At 69.2% G+C, this 14,461-nt stretch carries 12 protein-coding genes; 8 read left to right on the forward strand and 4 right to left on the reverse strand.

The window, feature by feature from the left end; genetic code table 11:
• Window positions 1–21: 21 nt before the first annotated feature.
• The gene (pgm, locus tag ACYVDN_RS13940; RefSeq protein WP_460572665.1) at window positions 22–1,641 is read right to left on the reverse strand and encodes a phosphoglucomutase (alpha-D-glucose-1,6-bisphosphate-dependent); all 1,620 of its coding nucleotides are present in this window, start codon (window positions 1,639–1,641) and stop codon (window positions 22–24) included.
• 298 nt (window positions 1,642–1,939) lie between these two features.
• Between pgm and pheA the strand changes: the two genes are divergently transcribed.
• Both pheA and ACYVDN_RS13950 read left to right on the forward strand, forming a co-directional pair.
• Window positions 1,940–2,893: a prephenate dehydratase gene (gene pheA / locus ACYVDN_RS13945; protein WP_460572667.1), complete on the forward strand. Its 954-nt coding sequence runs from the start codon at window positions 1,940–1,942 to the stop codon at window positions 2,891–2,893.
• A gap of 154 nt (window positions 2,894–3,047) precedes the next feature.
• Entirely contained in the window at window positions 3,048–3,464 is a 417-nt protein-coding gene (locus tag ACYVDN_RS13950; RefSeq protein ID WP_460572669.1) for a GNAT family N-acetyltransferase, read from the forward strand.
• A gap of 162 nt (window positions 3,465–3,626) precedes the next feature.
• Here ACYVDN_RS13950 and ACYVDN_RS13955 read toward each other — a convergent pair whose 3' ends face one another.
• Complete coding sequence (locus tag ACYVDN_RS13955; RefSeq protein WP_460572671.1) at window positions 3,627–4,685, reverse strand: diacylglycerol/lipid kinase family protein; 1,059 nt, start codon at window positions 4,683–4,685, stop codon at window positions 3,627–3,629.
• Between the two features lie 194 nt (window positions 4,686–4,879).
• On the opposite strand from ACYVDN_RS13955, the gene serS reads away from it, so the two are divergent.
• From serS to ACYVDN_RS13980, 5 genes are all read left to right on the forward strand, one after another.
• Complete coding sequence (serS, locus tag ACYVDN_RS13960; RefSeq protein ID WP_460572673.1) at window positions 4,880–6,148, forward strand: serine--tRNA ligase; 1,269 nt, start codon at window positions 4,880–4,882, stop codon at window positions 6,146–6,148.
• Window positions 6,145–6,975: an HAD family hydrolase gene (locus ACYVDN_RS13965; RefSeq protein WP_460572675.1), complete on the forward strand. Its 831-nt coding sequence runs from the start codon at window positions 6,145–6,147 to the stop codon at window positions 6,973–6,975. The genes serS and ACYVDN_RS13965 overlap by 4 nt, the downstream gene beginning before the upstream one ends.
• Window positions 6,976–7,264: 289 nt before the next feature.
• The gene (locus ACYVDN_RS13970) at window positions 7,265–7,891 is read left to right on the forward strand and encodes a hypothetical protein (protein WP_460572677.1); all 627 of its coding nucleotides are present in this window, start codon (window positions 7,265–7,267) and stop codon (window positions 7,889–7,891) included.
• A gap of 351 nt (window positions 7,892–8,242) precedes the next feature.
• Window positions 8,243–8,494 carry a DUF4242 domain-containing protein gene (locus ACYVDN_RS13975; RefSeq protein WP_460572679.1) on the forward strand — a complete coding sequence of 84 codons (252 nt, stop codon included), beginning with the start codon at window positions 8,243–8,245 and terminating at the stop codon, window positions 8,492–8,494.
• 15 nt (window positions 8,495–8,509) lie between these two features.
• A complete protein-coding gene (locus tag ACYVDN_RS13980) occupies window positions 8,510–11,071 on the forward strand; it encodes an ATP-binding protein (RefSeq protein WP_460572681.1) in 2,562 nt (853 codons plus the stop codon).
• 166 nt (window positions 11,072–11,237) lie between these two features.
• On the opposite strand, the gene ACYVDN_RS13985 is transcribed toward ACYVDN_RS13980, so the two are convergent.
• A complete protein-coding gene (locus ACYVDN_RS13985) occupies window positions 11,238–11,969 on the reverse strand; it encodes a VIT1/CCC1 transporter family protein (RefSeq protein WP_460572683.1) in 732 nt (243 codons plus the stop codon).
• A 238-nt stretch (window positions 11,970–12,207) separates the two neighbouring features.
• On the opposite strand from ACYVDN_RS13985, the gene ACYVDN_RS13990 reads away from it, so the two are divergent.
• Window positions 12,208–13,323 (forward strand): DNA glycosylase AlkZ-like family protein, encoded by a 1,116-nt coding sequence (locus tag ACYVDN_RS13990; protein WP_460572685.1) that lies wholly within the window; start codon window positions 12,208–12,210, stop codon window positions 13,321–13,323.
• Here ACYVDN_RS13990 and dgoD read toward each other — a convergent pair.
• On the reverse strand, window positions 13,308–14,459 hold the full coding sequence (dgoD, locus tag ACYVDN_RS13995) for a galactonate dehydratase (protein WP_460572687.1): 1,152 nt from the start codon (window positions 14,457–14,459) through the stop codon (window positions 13,308–13,310). The two genes, ACYVDN_RS13990 and dgoD, sit on opposite strands and share 16 nt — an antisense overlap.
• Between the last annotated feature and the right edge of the window lie 2 nt (window positions 14,460–14,461).

The raw sequence follows: 14,461 nt of genomic DNA on the forward strand, positions 1-14,461 counted from the left end.
CCCGCGGGCGGACGTGCCGGGCTAGGCGATCGCCTTGTCGACGATCTTCTTCGCCTCGGACTGCACCTCTCGCAGGTGGTCGTCCCCGATGAAGGACTCCGCGTAGATCTTGTAGACGTCCTCGGTGCCGCTCGGGCGGGCCGCGAACCAGGCGTTCTCGGTGACCACCTTGACCCCGCCGATCGCGGCGTCGTTGCCCGGCGCCTTGGACAGCTTCGCGGTGATCTTCTCGCCGGCGAGCTCGGCCGCCCCGATCGCATCGCCGTCGAGCTTGCCGAGCTTGGCCTTCTGCTCCTTGCTGGCCGCGGCATCCACCCGCTGGTATACGGGCGCTCCGAACCGCTCGGTGAGCCCGCAGTAGAGCTGCGAAGGGCTCTTGCCCGTCACGGCAGTGATCTCGCTGGCCAGCAGTGCGAGCAGGATGCCGTCCTTGTCGGTCGTCCACGCCGTGCCGTCCATGCGCAGGAACGACGCGCCGGCGCTCTCCTCGCCGCCGAACGCGACGGAGCCGTCCACGAGGCCTGGCACGAACCACTTGAAGCCCACCGGCACCTCCCAGAGGCGGCGGTCGAGCGATACGGCGACCCGGTCGATGATGGATGACGAGACGAGGGTCTTCCCGACGGCGGCATCCGCTCGCCAATCGGGGCGGTGCGCGTAGAGGTACTCGATCGCGACAGCCAGATAGTGGTTGGGATTCATCAGCCCGCCGTCCGGCGTGACGATGCCGTGCCGGTCCGCGTCGGCGTCGTTGCCGGTGAGCACCTGGTAGTCGTCCTTGTGCTTCAGGACCGATGCCATGGCAGACGGGCTGGACGGATCCATGCGGATCTTGCCGTCCCAGTCCAGCGTCATGAAGCCCCACTGCGGGTCGATCACCGGGTTCACGACGGTGAGGTCGAGGCCGTACGTCTCGCCGATGAGGGCCCAGTAGTGGGCGCTCGCGCCGCCGAGCGGGTCGGCGCCGATGCGGACGCCCGCGCGCTTGATGGCATCCACATCGATGATGTTGCGCAGGTCATCCACGTAGTTCGCGCGGAAGTCGTAGGTGGCGACACCGCTCGGTTCTGCGCGGCTGACGTCGCGGAGGCCGTCGGCGAGGATCTCGTTGGCGCGGTTGGCGATCCAGCCCGTGGCATCCGAGTCGGCCGGCCCGCCGTGCGGAGGGTTGTACTTGAAGCCACCGTCGCGGGGCGGGTTGTGGCTGGGGGTCACCACGATGCCGTCCGCCTGCGGCTGTCCCTGGTGCGCCCTGTTGTACTTGATGATCGCGTGGCTGACCGCGGGGGTCGGCGTGTAGTCGTCGTACTCGTCGACGAGCACGTCGACGCCGTTCGCCACCAGCACCTCGAGCGCCGTGGTCTGCGCCGGCATGCTCAGGGCGTGGGTGTCTGCGCCGATGAAGAGCGGACCCGTGGTGCCCTGGCCGCGGCGGTACTCGACGATCGCCTGCGTGGTCGCGGCGATGTGGTCGTCGTTGAACGCGGTGTCGAAGGCGCTGCCGCGATGCCCGCTGGTGCCGAACACCACGCGCTGCGCGGGTATCGAGGCATCAGGATGCAGGTCGTAGTAGGCCCGCACCAGGGCTTCGATGTCGATGAGGTCGTCAGGGGTCGCTGGGGTTCCTGCGCGATCGGTCATGCGGAAAGTCTGGCACCTGGCGGCCGTCACGTCTCGTCCCCGTGTTGGTTCGGCCCCGCCCCCACCGCTGTGGGACCCACCAGCAGCAGCACCCCGCCAGCAGCAGCTCAACAGCGGCGCCCAGCCAGCGCCCCACCTCCCCGTGCTGGATTTCGGAGATTCGGGCATCCGGTCGGTGTGTCGGGGTGGCCGTGCGGCGCGTCCCGGCGAATCTCCGAAATCCAGCACGGCTGGGCGGAGAAGAGACGTGGGCTGGATAGAGGAAGAGGCGAGAGATGGGGTGGATAAGCTGGCGGGCATGTCGGACGCCTACAGCTACCTCGGCCCGAGCGGCACCTTCACCGAGGCGGCCCTCGCGCAGGTTCCTGAGGCGAAGGGCAAGACCTGGCGTGCGGTGAACAACGTCGGCGAGGCGCTGAACGACGTCGTCACCGGCCGCAGCGTCGCCGCGATGATCGCCATCGAGAACTCGATCGAGGGCGGAGTATCCGCGACGCAGGACGCGCTCGCGAGCATCCCTGGCCTGCGCATCATCGGCGAGTACCTGGTGCCGGTCGGGTTCGTGCTGGTGGCGCGTCCGGGCACGACGCTGGCCGATGTGAAGACGGTGACCGCGCATCCGGTCGCCTACGCCCAGTGCAATCGGTGGCTCGGCGCGACGCTTCCTGCGCACGACTACGTTCCGGCGTCGAGCAACGTCGCGGCCGCCACCTCGCTGCTGGAACTGGATGACGCAGGTCGCCCGATCAGCCCCGCGGACGCCGCGATCGCCCCGCCGACCATCATCGATCACCACGACCTCGTCGTGCTCGCCGAGAACATCATCGACAACCCCAATGCGGTCACCCGATTCGCGCTGGTGAGCCGAACGCGGAGCATCCCTGAGCCGACGGGCGCTGACAAGACGAGCCTCATCGTCGAGCTGCCCTCCGATCGTTCGGGCACGCTCGTCGAGATGCTGGAGCAGTTCTCCACCCGCGGCGTGAACCTGAGTCTCATCGAGTCGCGTCCGATCGGCGACGAGTTCGGCCGCTACCGCTTCGTCATCGATGCCGACGGGCACGTCAGCGACGAGCGGGTGGCGGACGCCCTGCTCGGCCTCTTCCGGTTCAGCCCGAGGATCATCTTCTTGGGCTCGTATCCCCGTGCCGATGGTGTGCCGATCGACTACGACTCCCGCTATGACGATGACGTGTTCATCGAGGCGCGCGACTGGCTGCGCGGGCTGATCGGCGGCGAGCCCGAGCACTGAAGCTGCACCCACCACCGTGGGTTGAGGAGCACGCCGTGAGGCGCGCGTCTCGAAACCCGGTCGGCTGGGGTTTCGAGACGCGTGCTTCGCGTGCTTCTCAACCTGCGGTGGTCTCTGCCTGTGCCGCCGCCAGCTCGGCCGTTACGCTGAGCCGATGGATGCCCGCTACCGCTTCTCCGCCGACACCGCCGACGTCGACCGGGAGCAGGTGCACCGCTGGCTGAGTGAGGAGTCCTATTGGGCATCCAACCGCGCGCGAGCCACGCAGGATGCCGCCATCGACGCGTCCCGCAACTACGGAGTCTTCGACACCGAGTCGGGTGAGCAGGTCGCCTATGCGCGCGTGGTCACAGACGGCGTCACCTTCGCCTGGCTGTGCGACGTGTTCGTGGACCCCGCAGTTCGGGGAAACGGCATCGGTGTCGGGCTCATCGAGGGCGTGGTCGCCGAGCTCGAGCCGCTCGGGCTGAAGCGCGTCGCGCTTTCCACGGGTGACGCCCACGGGTTGTACGCCAAGTTCGGCTTCGAGCCGTTGGCGGACCCGTCGATGTGGATGACGCGCACGGGTTGAGGCTCCGCATCGATGGCGCGCTTCGGCCGGCCGACGGGCCTCGCTGCAGGGCGTGGGTTTCGAGACGCGACGCTTCGCGGAGCTCCTCAACCAGCGGGAGGGACCCGCCGCTTCGCGGAGCTCCTCAACCTGCGGGAGGGCGGGAGGGGGTGACGGCCTGCGTCACCCGGCGCGAGGGACGCGCACGACGAGGGCGCGGGCATCCGCCCAGAAGTGCGCGCCGGTGACGTCTCCGAAGCTGTCGCCGTCGAGCTCGACCGGTTCGACGCCCTCCGAGACCTCGACGTTGATCGACGCGCCGCGCAGATAGCTCAGGGTCCTGACCTTCTCGGATCCGGTGAGCCTGATGATCTTGCGCCCGAACGCCGTACGCCGCAGAACGCGGTTCTCCCACGTGACCGTGCGCCAGATCCAGAGCCAGCCGAACAGGGTGCGCGGCTGCAACAGCGCGATGTCGAGCTCGCCGTCGTCGAGGCTGGCATCCGGCATCAGCTCGATGTTGCCGGGCAGCAACCCGCAGTTGCCGGCCAGGATGCTGTTCACGTGCGCCGAGTGCCGATGGTGCCCTGGCAGTTCGTAGTGGATCTGGAACTTTTGGGAGTTCAGAGAGCGTAGGCCGCCGTCGACATAGGCCAGCCATCCGACCCTCTTCTTCAGCTGCGGGCTCGTGTTCGCGATCATGGCCGCGTCGATTCCGATTCCGGCCATCACCAGGAACGCGTGTGCGCTCGCGGCGCCGCCATCCCTGGTGAGTTCGGCGATGCCGACATCGATCGGCTGGTCGAACCCGGTGAGGGCGACGCGAATGGATGACCGCAGGTCGGCGAGCGGAATGCCGAGGTTGCGCGCGAGGAGGTTGCCGGTGCCGAGCGGCACGATGCCGAGGGGGATGTCGCTGCCGCGCAGGCCCGCTGCGACCGCGCGCACCGTTCCGTCGCCGCCCGCCGCGATCACGAGGTCGACGCCTTCGTCGACGGCGCGCCTGGTGAGTCCTTGGCCTGCGTCGTCGACAGTGGTCTCCAGCCAGAGCGGGTCTGACCAGCCTGCGCCGCCCGCCTTGACGGCCGCGGTGCGCTCGGCAACGAGCTCGGCCACGACCGCAGCTCGCAGCGCCTTCGTGTCGCCCTTGATCGGGTTGTACACGACGGCTACCCGGCGCGGCCGCGCAGCGGCGGGTTCGTCCGGCGCCGCCCCGGACGCGGATGCGACCGATTCGCTCACCCCGACAACGCTACTCACTGCGCCGGGCTGGTCCAGCCGTTGGGCCGCCGCATGTGCCTGTGCTAGGCGCATTTCACGTGAATCGTGCGGCAGGGGAGCGCCATATCGCGGCTTCGCCGCTCGGAGGCTCGGTCGCTTGGTCGGGGTGAGCGAGCTCCCGCTGACCACACCTCAATCGCCCATAGACTTGAGCGGTGATCGATCCTGTACTCCTGCGCGAGAATCCCGACCTCATCAGGCGTTCGCAGGAGGCACGGGGCGAATCCGTCGTCACGGTCGACGAAGCACTGATCGCCGACGCAGAGCGTCGCGCCGCCATCACCGACTTCGAGTCGCTGCGGGCCGAGCAGAACGTCTTCGGCAAGCGGGTGGCATCCGCTCCCAAAGAGGAGAAGAAGGAGCTCGTCGCACAGGCGCAGCAACTGGCGTCACAGGTGAAGGATGCACAGGCACGTGCATCCGAGGCCGAGGAGCGTTTCGACGCCGCTGTTCGCCGCATCGGCAACGTGATCGTCGACGGCGTGCCGGCCGGCGGAGAGGACGACTTCACGCTGCTGCGCGAGGTGGGGGTCATCCCGCAGTTCGATTTCGAGCCGCTCGACCACTTGGAACTCGGCGAGCGGCTGGATGCCATCGACATGGCTCGCGGCGCCAAGGTGAGCGGCGCGCGCTTCTATTTTCTGAAGGGCGTCGGGGCGCGACTCGAACTCGCGCTGATGAACTACGCGCTCGACAAGGCGCTGCAGAACGGGTTCACGCCGATGATCACGCCGACGCTCGTGAAGCCGGAGATCATGCAGGGCACCGGATTCCTCGGCGCCCACGCCGACGAGGTGTACCACCTGGGCAGCGATGACCTCTATCTCACCGGCACGAGCGAGGTGGCGCTCGCGGGCTATCACTCGGACGAGATCCTCGACCTCTCTGACGGCCCGCTGCGGTACGCAGGCTGGTCGACGTGTTTCCGCCGGGAGGCGGGAAGCGGCGGCAAGGACACGCGGGGGATCATCCGTGTTCACCAGTTCAACAAGCTCGAGATGTTCGTCTACACGCTGCCCGAGGAGGCCGAGGCCGAGCACCTGCGACTGGTCGGCTGGCAGGAGGAGATTCTGCAGTCCCTCGGTCTCGCATATCGCGTGATCGACACGGCGGCGGGTGATCTCGGCTCGAGCGCAGCGCGCAAGTACGACGTCGAGGCGTGGGTGCCGACGCAGGGTCGCTACCGCGAGCTGACGTCGACGTCGAACTGCACCACGTTCCAGGCGCGCCGTCTGCAGACCAGACACCGCACGGAGAGCGGCAAGACCACGCCTGTCGCGACGCTGAACGGAACTCTGGCGACCACGCGCTGGATCGTCGCCCTGCTCGAGACGCACCAGCAGGTCGACGGATCGGTCGTGATTCCCGAGGTGCTGCGCCCTTACCTCGGCGGCCTCGAGGTGCTGCGGCCGGTGGCGTCGTGAGTGCGGAAGGCGGGGCATCCGACCGGCTTCTGATCGCGCTCGACGTCGACGGCACGCTGCTGCACGAGGACGAGAGCGCAGGCGACGCGGTGAAGGATGCCGTCGCGCGCGTCGTCGAGGCCGGACACGAGGTCACCCTTGCGACGGGCCGCAGCTGGGAGACCGCCGTCGGCGTTCTTGAACTGTTCGAGTTGCACCCGGAGTTCGTGGTCTGTTCGAACGGGGCGGTCATCATGCAGCGCGATGGCGACGGCTATCGGCGCGCGTTCGTCGAGACGTTCGACGCCCGGCCCGTGCTGGACCGGGTGCGCCCGTTCCTGCCGCACGGCGGATTCATGGTGGAGCGCTCCGACGGCCGACGCGTGTTCACCGCGGGCATGGACTCCTCGGACTGGGTGCTGGGCAACGCGACCCCTGTCGACTTCGACGAGCTCGGCGCCGAACCTGTGAGCCGCGTCGTTGTCGTCTCGCCGTCGCACAACGCGGAGGAGTTCCTCGAGATCGTCGAGCAGATGGGCCTGCACAAGGTGACCTACTCGGTCGGCTGGGCGGCATGGCTCGACATCGCCCCCGACGGTGTGAGCAAGGGGAGTGCGCTGGCCCGCGTGCTCGACCAGCTCGGGATGGACGGCGAGTCGCTTCTCGTGGTCGGCGACGGACGCAACGACCTTGAGATGTTCGCGCTCGCCAGGTCGATCGGCGGGCACGCCGTTGCGATGGGCCAGGCGCCGGACGAGGTGAAGGATGCCGCACTCGACGTCACCGGAACGGTCGACGACGACGGCCTTGCCGACGTGCTCAACTCGGTCGCCGCGCCCGTTCGCTGAGCACAGCGACGCGGTACGACCGACCACCGCGACACGCCGTCGCTGACAGCCGCGAGACGCCGCGACATCCGGTGACGGAGACCCCGCCTGGCACCTGATCTGGGGGTTTGGTACCCTCGTACTCTGTACTCGAACCGAAAGCGGCGGAGTCCGAAGCCTGCCGCTCCCCCCGGAGAGCATGACTTCCTACCCAACCCGCCGAGCCGCGCGCGAAGCGTCGCAGGCATCAGCGCGCGTATCGCGTGCCGCCCATCGAGCCCCCGCAAAGCGGTGGCGGTCGCCTGGGCGCATGACGGCGGCGGGTGCAGCGGTGATGTTCCTCGCGGGAAGCGCCATGGTCGCGATGCCTGCGAATGCGGCATCCGTTCCGGGCGGAACGTTGTATTCGAACCAGCTGCTCGGGCGTAATCAGACGATGACGGTTGCTGGCGACATCCATGCCGCCGAGGTGGAGCAGCAGAAGTTCGACTCGGCCGGTTACACCAGGCCGGACGGCGCGCCAGCGATCACGGTCGGCGGCCTCACGAACGTCGACTGGGCAGCACTCGTGCTGCAAGACGGCCAGTTCCCCGTGACGCCGAACAACCTCACCGTGATGCTGCAGTGGATGGACTCCGAGAACGACCCGAACAGCTGGTGGCTGCGTAACAACCCGCTGAACAACGGGCTCGGGTCCGGCGGCGGCGCGGGGTTCGGCAGCTACGACAACCTCACGACTGCGGCGAGCTACGTTGCGCAGCAGCTGAGGCGTGACCTGTTCTCCGGCATCGCGGCTTCGTTCGAGGCCAACGCTCCAGTCGCAGCGTCCGCGCAGGCGATCATCGACTCGCCATGGGCAGGCGGGCACTACAACTACGGTGCCATCTGGCATGCGGTCGACGTGCCGATCGTCGCCGCTCCAGCCGAGGACTGGTAGGCCGGGAGCCGGTCTCCCTCGGGCTTCGCGCCGTTCGCGTGCGCGGCGGAGGGGTCTGGCTCGCGGCCCCCGAGTTATCGCGCCACTTGCGCTCTACTGCGCCACTTCGGCTGGCGCTATTGCGCGCAAGTGGCGCAGCAGCGGAGCTGGGCACGGCCTGACGTCGAGACGGGGTCTGCCCTGACGTCGAGACGGGGTCTGAGCGGGAGACACCGAGAGGGCGGGCTATGCGGATGGCCGGCACGGGGCCCCGCGGAAGATGGGTGGTTCCCCCGATTCCGCACGAGGGCTCAGCTGGTGGCATGGGCATCAGCCGACATCCCGTCGGCGTCGAGACGAAGGAACGCGAAGATGCCTCTCTACATGGATGTCCACACACTCGACGGATCGGTGGCGCTCAGCGACGTCGCATCCGCGCACACCGCCGATCTGGCGAAGCAGGATGAGCACGACGTGCACTACCTGCGCTACTGGGTCGATGAAGGCGCAGGCAAGATCTTCTGCCTGGTGGATGCCCCCGACCCGGAATCGGCGAACGCCGTGCACCGCGAGGCGCACGGGCTCGTCGCGGACGAGATTTACCTGGTCAGCGAAGGGATGTGATGGCTGAATAGTCTCATGCTGGTCGAGCGTGAACGCCAGCTCGGCGAACTGGAGGCCGAGCTGGCCGACGCGCTGTCAGGCAGCGGACGCCTGGTGTTCGTCGGCGGCGAGGCCGGGGTCGGCAAGTCGACTCTGGTGCGCGAGTTCGCGGCGTCGCAGTCCGGGAGCGTCGTCGTCCGGAGCGGCGGTGTCGACAATGTCACGACGGCGGATGCGTTCGCGGCCTTCCGTGATGCCGTCCCGGAGCTCGGCGATCAGCTGGCGGCCGGCGACAGGGTACGCCTCTTCAGAGCACTGCGATCGGCGTTGTCGGTGGCACCGGGCATCCTGGTGCTCGAGGACCTGCACTGGGCGGATGAACTGAGCCTCGACGGGCTGCGCTACCTCGGGCGCCGCCTCGACGGCATGCCCGTGCTCATCCTCGCCACGTATCGAAGTGAGGAGGTTTCGGCACGACATCGCCTGACGACGGTGATGGGTGACCTCGCGACGGCGTCCGGAGTGCGCAGGATGCCCGTTCCGACGCTCACCGTGGACGGAGTCGCCGCGCTGGTGGTGCATGCTGGGGCATCCACGGTCCCTGAAGAACTGCACGCGCGCACCCAGGGCAACGCGTTCTTCGTGACGGAGTTGCTCGCCGCGGACTCCGCGGAACTGCCCGCAACCGTGCGCGATGCCGTGCTGGCGAGGGTCTCGGCGCTCCCGCCCGAGGGGCAGGATGTCGCCCATGCCGCGGCCGTGCTGGGAACCGTGGCGAGTGCCGACCTGCTGATGACCGTCGCGGCTCGGGACGCCGACGCGCTCGATGCTGCCGTTGATGCCGGTGTGCTCGTCCACGAGGGCGATGGGTTCGCCTATCGCCACGAGCTCGCGCGCGGCGCGGTGGAGGGCAGCCTGTCGGAGGTGCGCAGGCGCCAACTTCACGGACGCGCGTTCCGGGCCCTCGAGGAACGCGCCCCCGAGGACCACCGAACGCTCGCACACCATGCCGCCGGCGACGGCGACGACGCCGCGGCGGCCCGGCATGCCGCATTGGCCGGGAGATACGCGGCCAGGCTGGGGGCGCACCGAGAGGCGGCTGCGCACTACCGCATGGCGCTTGCCCACGGTGCGACCGACGAGGTCCGGGCGGAGCTCTTCGTCGCGCTCTCGTACGAGTGCTACCTCACCGATCAGCTCAAGGAGGCCATCACGGCGAGGCAGCGTGCGTTCGAGCTGCACGAGCTTGCCGCGGATCGCATCCGCATGGGAGACGACCTGCGCTGGCTCTCGCGGCTGTCGTGGTTCCTCGGCCGCGGTGCCGACGCCGAACGATACGGCGCGGGGGCGATCGAGAGCCTCGAGCCACTGACGCCCGGTCCCGAGCTCGCCATGGCGTACAGCAATCAGGCGCAGCTGCGGATGCTCGCCGACGACCACGAAGAGGCGACCCGATGGGGCGAGCGCGCACTCACGCTCGCGACCTCGCTGGGCGAGACGGAGACTCAGGCTCACGCGCTCAACAACCTCGGCACGGCGGCCGTCAGCCTCGGCGATGTCGTGCGTGGCGAGGCGATGCTGCAGCGCAGCCTCGATCTCGCGCTCGTTTCCGACCTGCACGAACATGCGGCACGCGCCTACACCAACATCTCGTCCATGGCGGCGCGCCAGCACCGCTTCACTGCGGCGATCGTGTTCCTCGACGCGGGCATCGCGTACTGCGACGAGCGCGACCTCGACTCGTGGGCGCGTTACATGCGCGCATGGCGAGGCCTGGTGCTTGCCGATCTCGGCAGGTTCGAGGAGGCGTCGAACGAAGCGCTCGGCCTGCTGGCGCACGACGACCTGGCACCGGTGTCCGCGATCCCGGCGCTCGTGGCGCTCGTTCGCGCGCGATCGCGGCAGGGAGAGGATGTCGCCGAGCACCTCGCACGCGCGTCCGAGCTCGCGGGGGCGACGGGAGAACTGCAGCGCATCGCCCCGGTTGCGTGCGCAGCGGCGGAAGACGCGTGGCTGCGCGGCGATCTGTCGGCGATCGAGGAGCTGACCGAGGGCGCGTGGGCGCTTGCCCTTCGACATCCGGATGACTGGGCCATCGGAGAGCTCGCCTGGTGGCGGATGCTCGGCGGGCTGCCCGTGCAGGTTGCTGCACCATCAGCGTCGCCGTTCGTGGCGCTCCTCGACGGCGACGGGGCGACAGCGTGGGATGCCCTTGGCAGCCCCATCTGGTCCGCCTATGCCAGGATGCTCGACGACGACGTCAGCGCCGCCGACCACGCGCTTCGCCTCTTGGACGGAGTAGGGGCCACTCGGGCCGCGTTGGCCGTGCTCCGAACGCGTCGCGACTGCGGACTCCCGTTGCCGCGACGGCCGCACGCGTCGACTCGCGCGCATCCTGCACAGCTCACGACTCGCGAGCTGCAGGTGCTGCGAATGCTCGCGGACGGGCTCTCGACCTCGGAGATCGCCGATCGACTGGTGCTGTCGTCCCGCACGGTCGAGCACCACATCTCGGCGGTGCTGCGCAAACTGGACGAGCCGACCCGAGGCCGCGCGGTCGCTGTCGCTCGCCGCGACGGCATCCTCGACGCCGAGTGACCCTCGCTCCGCGCCGCGAGCCGGTCGGCGGCGCACGACCGGTGGCCGTGGGCTGCCTGGGTGGCTCGAGCCATCCGCGCCACGTGCGCTCTAGTGCGCCACTTAGGCTGGCGCGGTTAAGCGCAAGTGGCGCAATTGCGCGGGTGGCGGGACACCCGGACCGGGCCTAGGCGCCCGCGGCGTTGAAGAGCCGGCCGATCAGGAACGTCGCCGCCAGGGCGATGGCGCCACCGATCACGACCCGGAGCGCCGCCTTGCCGCGTGAGCTGCCGCCGATGGCGGCGGCAGCGTATCCGGTGATGGCGAGCGCCACGATGACGACGACGAAGGTGATCGGAACCCGCCACTCCGGCGGCAGCAGGATGGTCAGCATCGGCAGCACCCCGCCGGTGAGGAACGCCAGCGCAGACGCCAGCGCGGCATGCCACGGGCTCACGACGTCGTCCGGATCGATGTCGAGCTCGGCCGACAGGTGCGCCCGCAGAGCATCGTGCGCCGTCAGCTCCTCGGCGACCTTGTAGGCGGTCTCCTCCGAGAGTCCTTTCGCGCGGTACAGCCCGGCGAGCTCCTCGAACTCCTCGCCTGGCATGGTCGCGAGTTCGTGCTTCTCCTTCTCGATCAGCGCCCGCTCGCTGTCGCGCTGGCTGCTCACCGACACGTACTCGCCGAGCGCCATCGAGACCGCACCACCGACCAGAGCGGCCAGACCGGCGACGACGATGGCGACGACATCCGTTGTGGCACCGGCGACGCCGACCACGATCGCCGCCACCGAGACGATGCCGTCGTTCGCCCCCAGCACTCCGGCCCGAAGCCAGTTGAGGCGTTGCGCCAGGCCTCCGACGTGGGGCTCGTTCGGGTGCTGCCCCGAACCGGGTGACGAAGTCGCACGCGCCATGGCGCAAGCCCATCACACGTTGCCCCGGGCGGCAACGAAGGTGAGGCACACCGATGTAGCCCCCGTGCGGCGGGTGCAGGGCGACGGCGCTGGGGGCGAGACGTGGGGCGACGCGGTGCAGTGCGGCGGCGCTGGGGGCGAGACGTGGGGCGACGCGGTGCAGTGCGGCGGCGGCGCTGGGGCGAGACGCGCGCCGCGAGGCTTGCGGACCCCCGGGCATCCCGCGAGCATGCAAGGGATGACCGAACCCCACCGCCTCAGCCGCGAAGAGGCGCGCCGCATCGCCGTTCGCGCCCAGCTTCTGGATGCCGCGCGTCCGGTCGACCTGCTCGACACCGTGCGCAGGCTCACCCTCGTGCAGTACGAGCCGACCGCAGCGGTCACCCCCAGCGCGGACCTCGTGCTGTGGAGCCGCCTCGGACGGCTGTACCGACCCGATGATCTGCAGCGGGCACTGGCATCCCACGTCGTCGTCGAGCTGCGCAGCATGATGCGAGCCGCCCACGACGTCGCGCTGTACCGTGCAGAGATGCAGGCATGGCCCGGCGCAGACCCGCCGGGCTGGAAGCGGTACCAGGCGCAGTGGATGACGGCGAACGAGGCGTGCAGGCGTGACATCCTCGACCGTCTTCGGCACGGCGGCCCGATGATCTCGCGCGACCTGCCCGACACCTGCGTCGAGCCGTGGAAGTCGACCGGATGGAACAACGGACGCAACGTGGCCATGATGCTGGAGCTCATGGAGCAGCGCGGCGACGTCGCTGTCGCCGGGCGGCTCGGGCGCGAGCGGCAGTGGGACCTCGCCGAGCGGGTCTACCCCGACGACCCTGTCGTGCCCGAGGCGGATGCCGAGCGCGAACGCCGAGCCAGAAGACTGCGGTCCCTGGGGCTGGCCAGGGTGCGCACCACCCAGACACAGCTCGAGCCGATGGATGTCGGCGACGACGTCGGCGAGCCCGCCGTTGTCGAGGGTGTTCGTGGCACCTGGCGGGTCGACCCCGCGCAGCTCGGCCGCGACTTCGAGGGTCGCACGGCGATCCTCTCCCCGTTCGACCGCCTCGTGTTCGACCGCAAGCGCCTCGTCGAGCTCTTCGAATTCGACTACCAGCTCGGCATCTACAAGCCGGCGGCGCTGAGGCGGTTCGGGTTCTACGCTCTCCCCGTGCTGCACGGCGACCGACTGGTGGGCAAGGTGGATGCAGAGGCCGACGTGCCGTCGTCCGTGCTTCGTGTGCACCGGGTCTACGAGGACGAGCCGTTCGATCCTTCACTGAAGGACGCCGTGAAGCAGGAGCTGGAGAGCCTCGCCGGCATGCTGCGGCTACGGCTCGAGGTAGATCACCACTCCGCGTAACCGCCGTCGCCGGAAGACAGCACGGGGGAGTTCTCCGTCGCGGGGTCGGCAGGCGATGCCGCTGCCGTACGCACGGCATCCTCGTCGACTTCGAGCCCCAGGCCGGCCAGCGTCGGCGCGTCGACGTAGCCGTCCGAGTACCGGGGTGGCGGGCTCGCGATGAAGCGCCACCACGGATGCGACGACGGATCGTGCACCTGCAGCGGCGACTCCTGGATCAGGAAGTTCGGGATCGCTAGATCCACCTGCAGGCATGACGCGAACGCGAGCGGACCCGTCGCGCAGTGCGGGGCGAGGTGAACGCCGTGCACGTCGGCGAGCGCGGCGATGCGCATCACCTCGCTGATGCCGTGGGCGTGGGCGAGGTCGGGCTGCAGCACCGAGATGCCGGCACCGATCACGTCGGACACCTCCCACCGGTCGTACAGCCGTTCCCCGGTCGCGATCGGGATGCTCGTTCCCGCGCACACCCGTTCGATCTCCCTTTGCAGCTCGGGTGGCTGCGTCTCCTCGACGAACAGCGGTGCGATGTCGGTCATCCGCTCGAGCAGTGTCCTGGATGCCGGCACGGAGAAGCGTCCGTGCAGATCGAACGCGAGATCGACATCCCTTCCGACGGTGTCGCGGAGCGCGGTCCACTTCTCCACCAGCGCGTCGATCGCGGCCGGTGTGTTCAGGTAGCCCCAGACGCCTTCAGGCGCCGTCTTCAGGGCGGTGTAGCCGGCTGCCACGAGGGTGCCGGCCCGCTCGAGCATCCCCTCCGGCGCGTTCTCGTGCACCGAGGTGTAGACGCGAACGCGATCTCGGGCGGGGCCGCCGAGCAGCTCGTACACGGGAACGTCGAGCGACTTGCCCTTGAGGTCCCAGAGCGCCTGGTCGATGCCCGCGATCGCCGACCCCAGAACCGGCCCGCCTCGGTAGAAGCCTCCCTTGCGCATCCGCTGCCAGAGCAGCTCGATGCGGCGCGGGTCTTCGCCGACGAGGATTCCCGACAGCTCGGACACCGCCGTGGCTACCGTCGCCGCCCTGCTCTCCAGCGTCGCTTCGCCCCATCCGACGAGCCCGCTGTCGGTCTCGACGCGCACGAACAGCAACCGCTGGGACACCCGGAACGACTCGACAGAGGTGATGCGCACGG

Source organism: Humibacter soli, assembly GCF_054779035.1.

What these genes read in the sequence shown, in the direction of transcription:
- ACYVDN_RS13950 (WP_460572669.1), top strand. Translation starts at nt 3,048, where the DNA reads ATGGATGCCCGCTACCGCTTCTCCGCCGACACCGCCGACGTCGACCGG.
- ACYVDN_RS13970 (WP_460572677.1), top strand. Translation starts at nt 7,265, where the DNA reads ATGACGGCGGCGGGTGCAGCGGTGATGTTCCTCGCGGGAAGCGCCATG.
- ACYVDN_RS13975 (WP_460572679.1), top strand. Translation starts at nt 8,243, where the DNA reads ATGCCTCTCTACATGGATGTCCACACACTCGACGGATCGGTGGCGCTC.
- pheA (WP_460572667.1), top strand. Translation starts at nt 1,940, where the DNA reads ATGTCGGACGCCTACAGCTACCTCGGCCCGAGCGGCACCTTCACCGAG.
- pgm (WP_460572665.1), bottom strand. Translation starts at nt 1,641, where the DNA reads ATGACCGATCGCGCAGGAACCCCAGCGACCCCTGACGACCTCATCGAC.
- ACYVDN_RS13990 (WP_460572685.1), top strand. Translation starts at nt 12,208, where the DNA reads ATGACCGAACCCCACCGCCTCAGCCGCGAAGAGGCGCGCCGCATCGCC.
- ACYVDN_RS13980 (WP_460572681.1), top strand. Translation starts at nt 8,510, where the DNA reads ATGCTGGTCGAGCGTGAACGCCAGCTCGGCGAACTGGAGGCCGAGCTG.
- ACYVDN_RS13985 (WP_460572683.1), bottom strand. Translation starts at nt 11,969, where the DNA reads ATGGCGCGTGCGACTTCGTCACCCGGTTCGGGGCAGCACCCGAACGAG.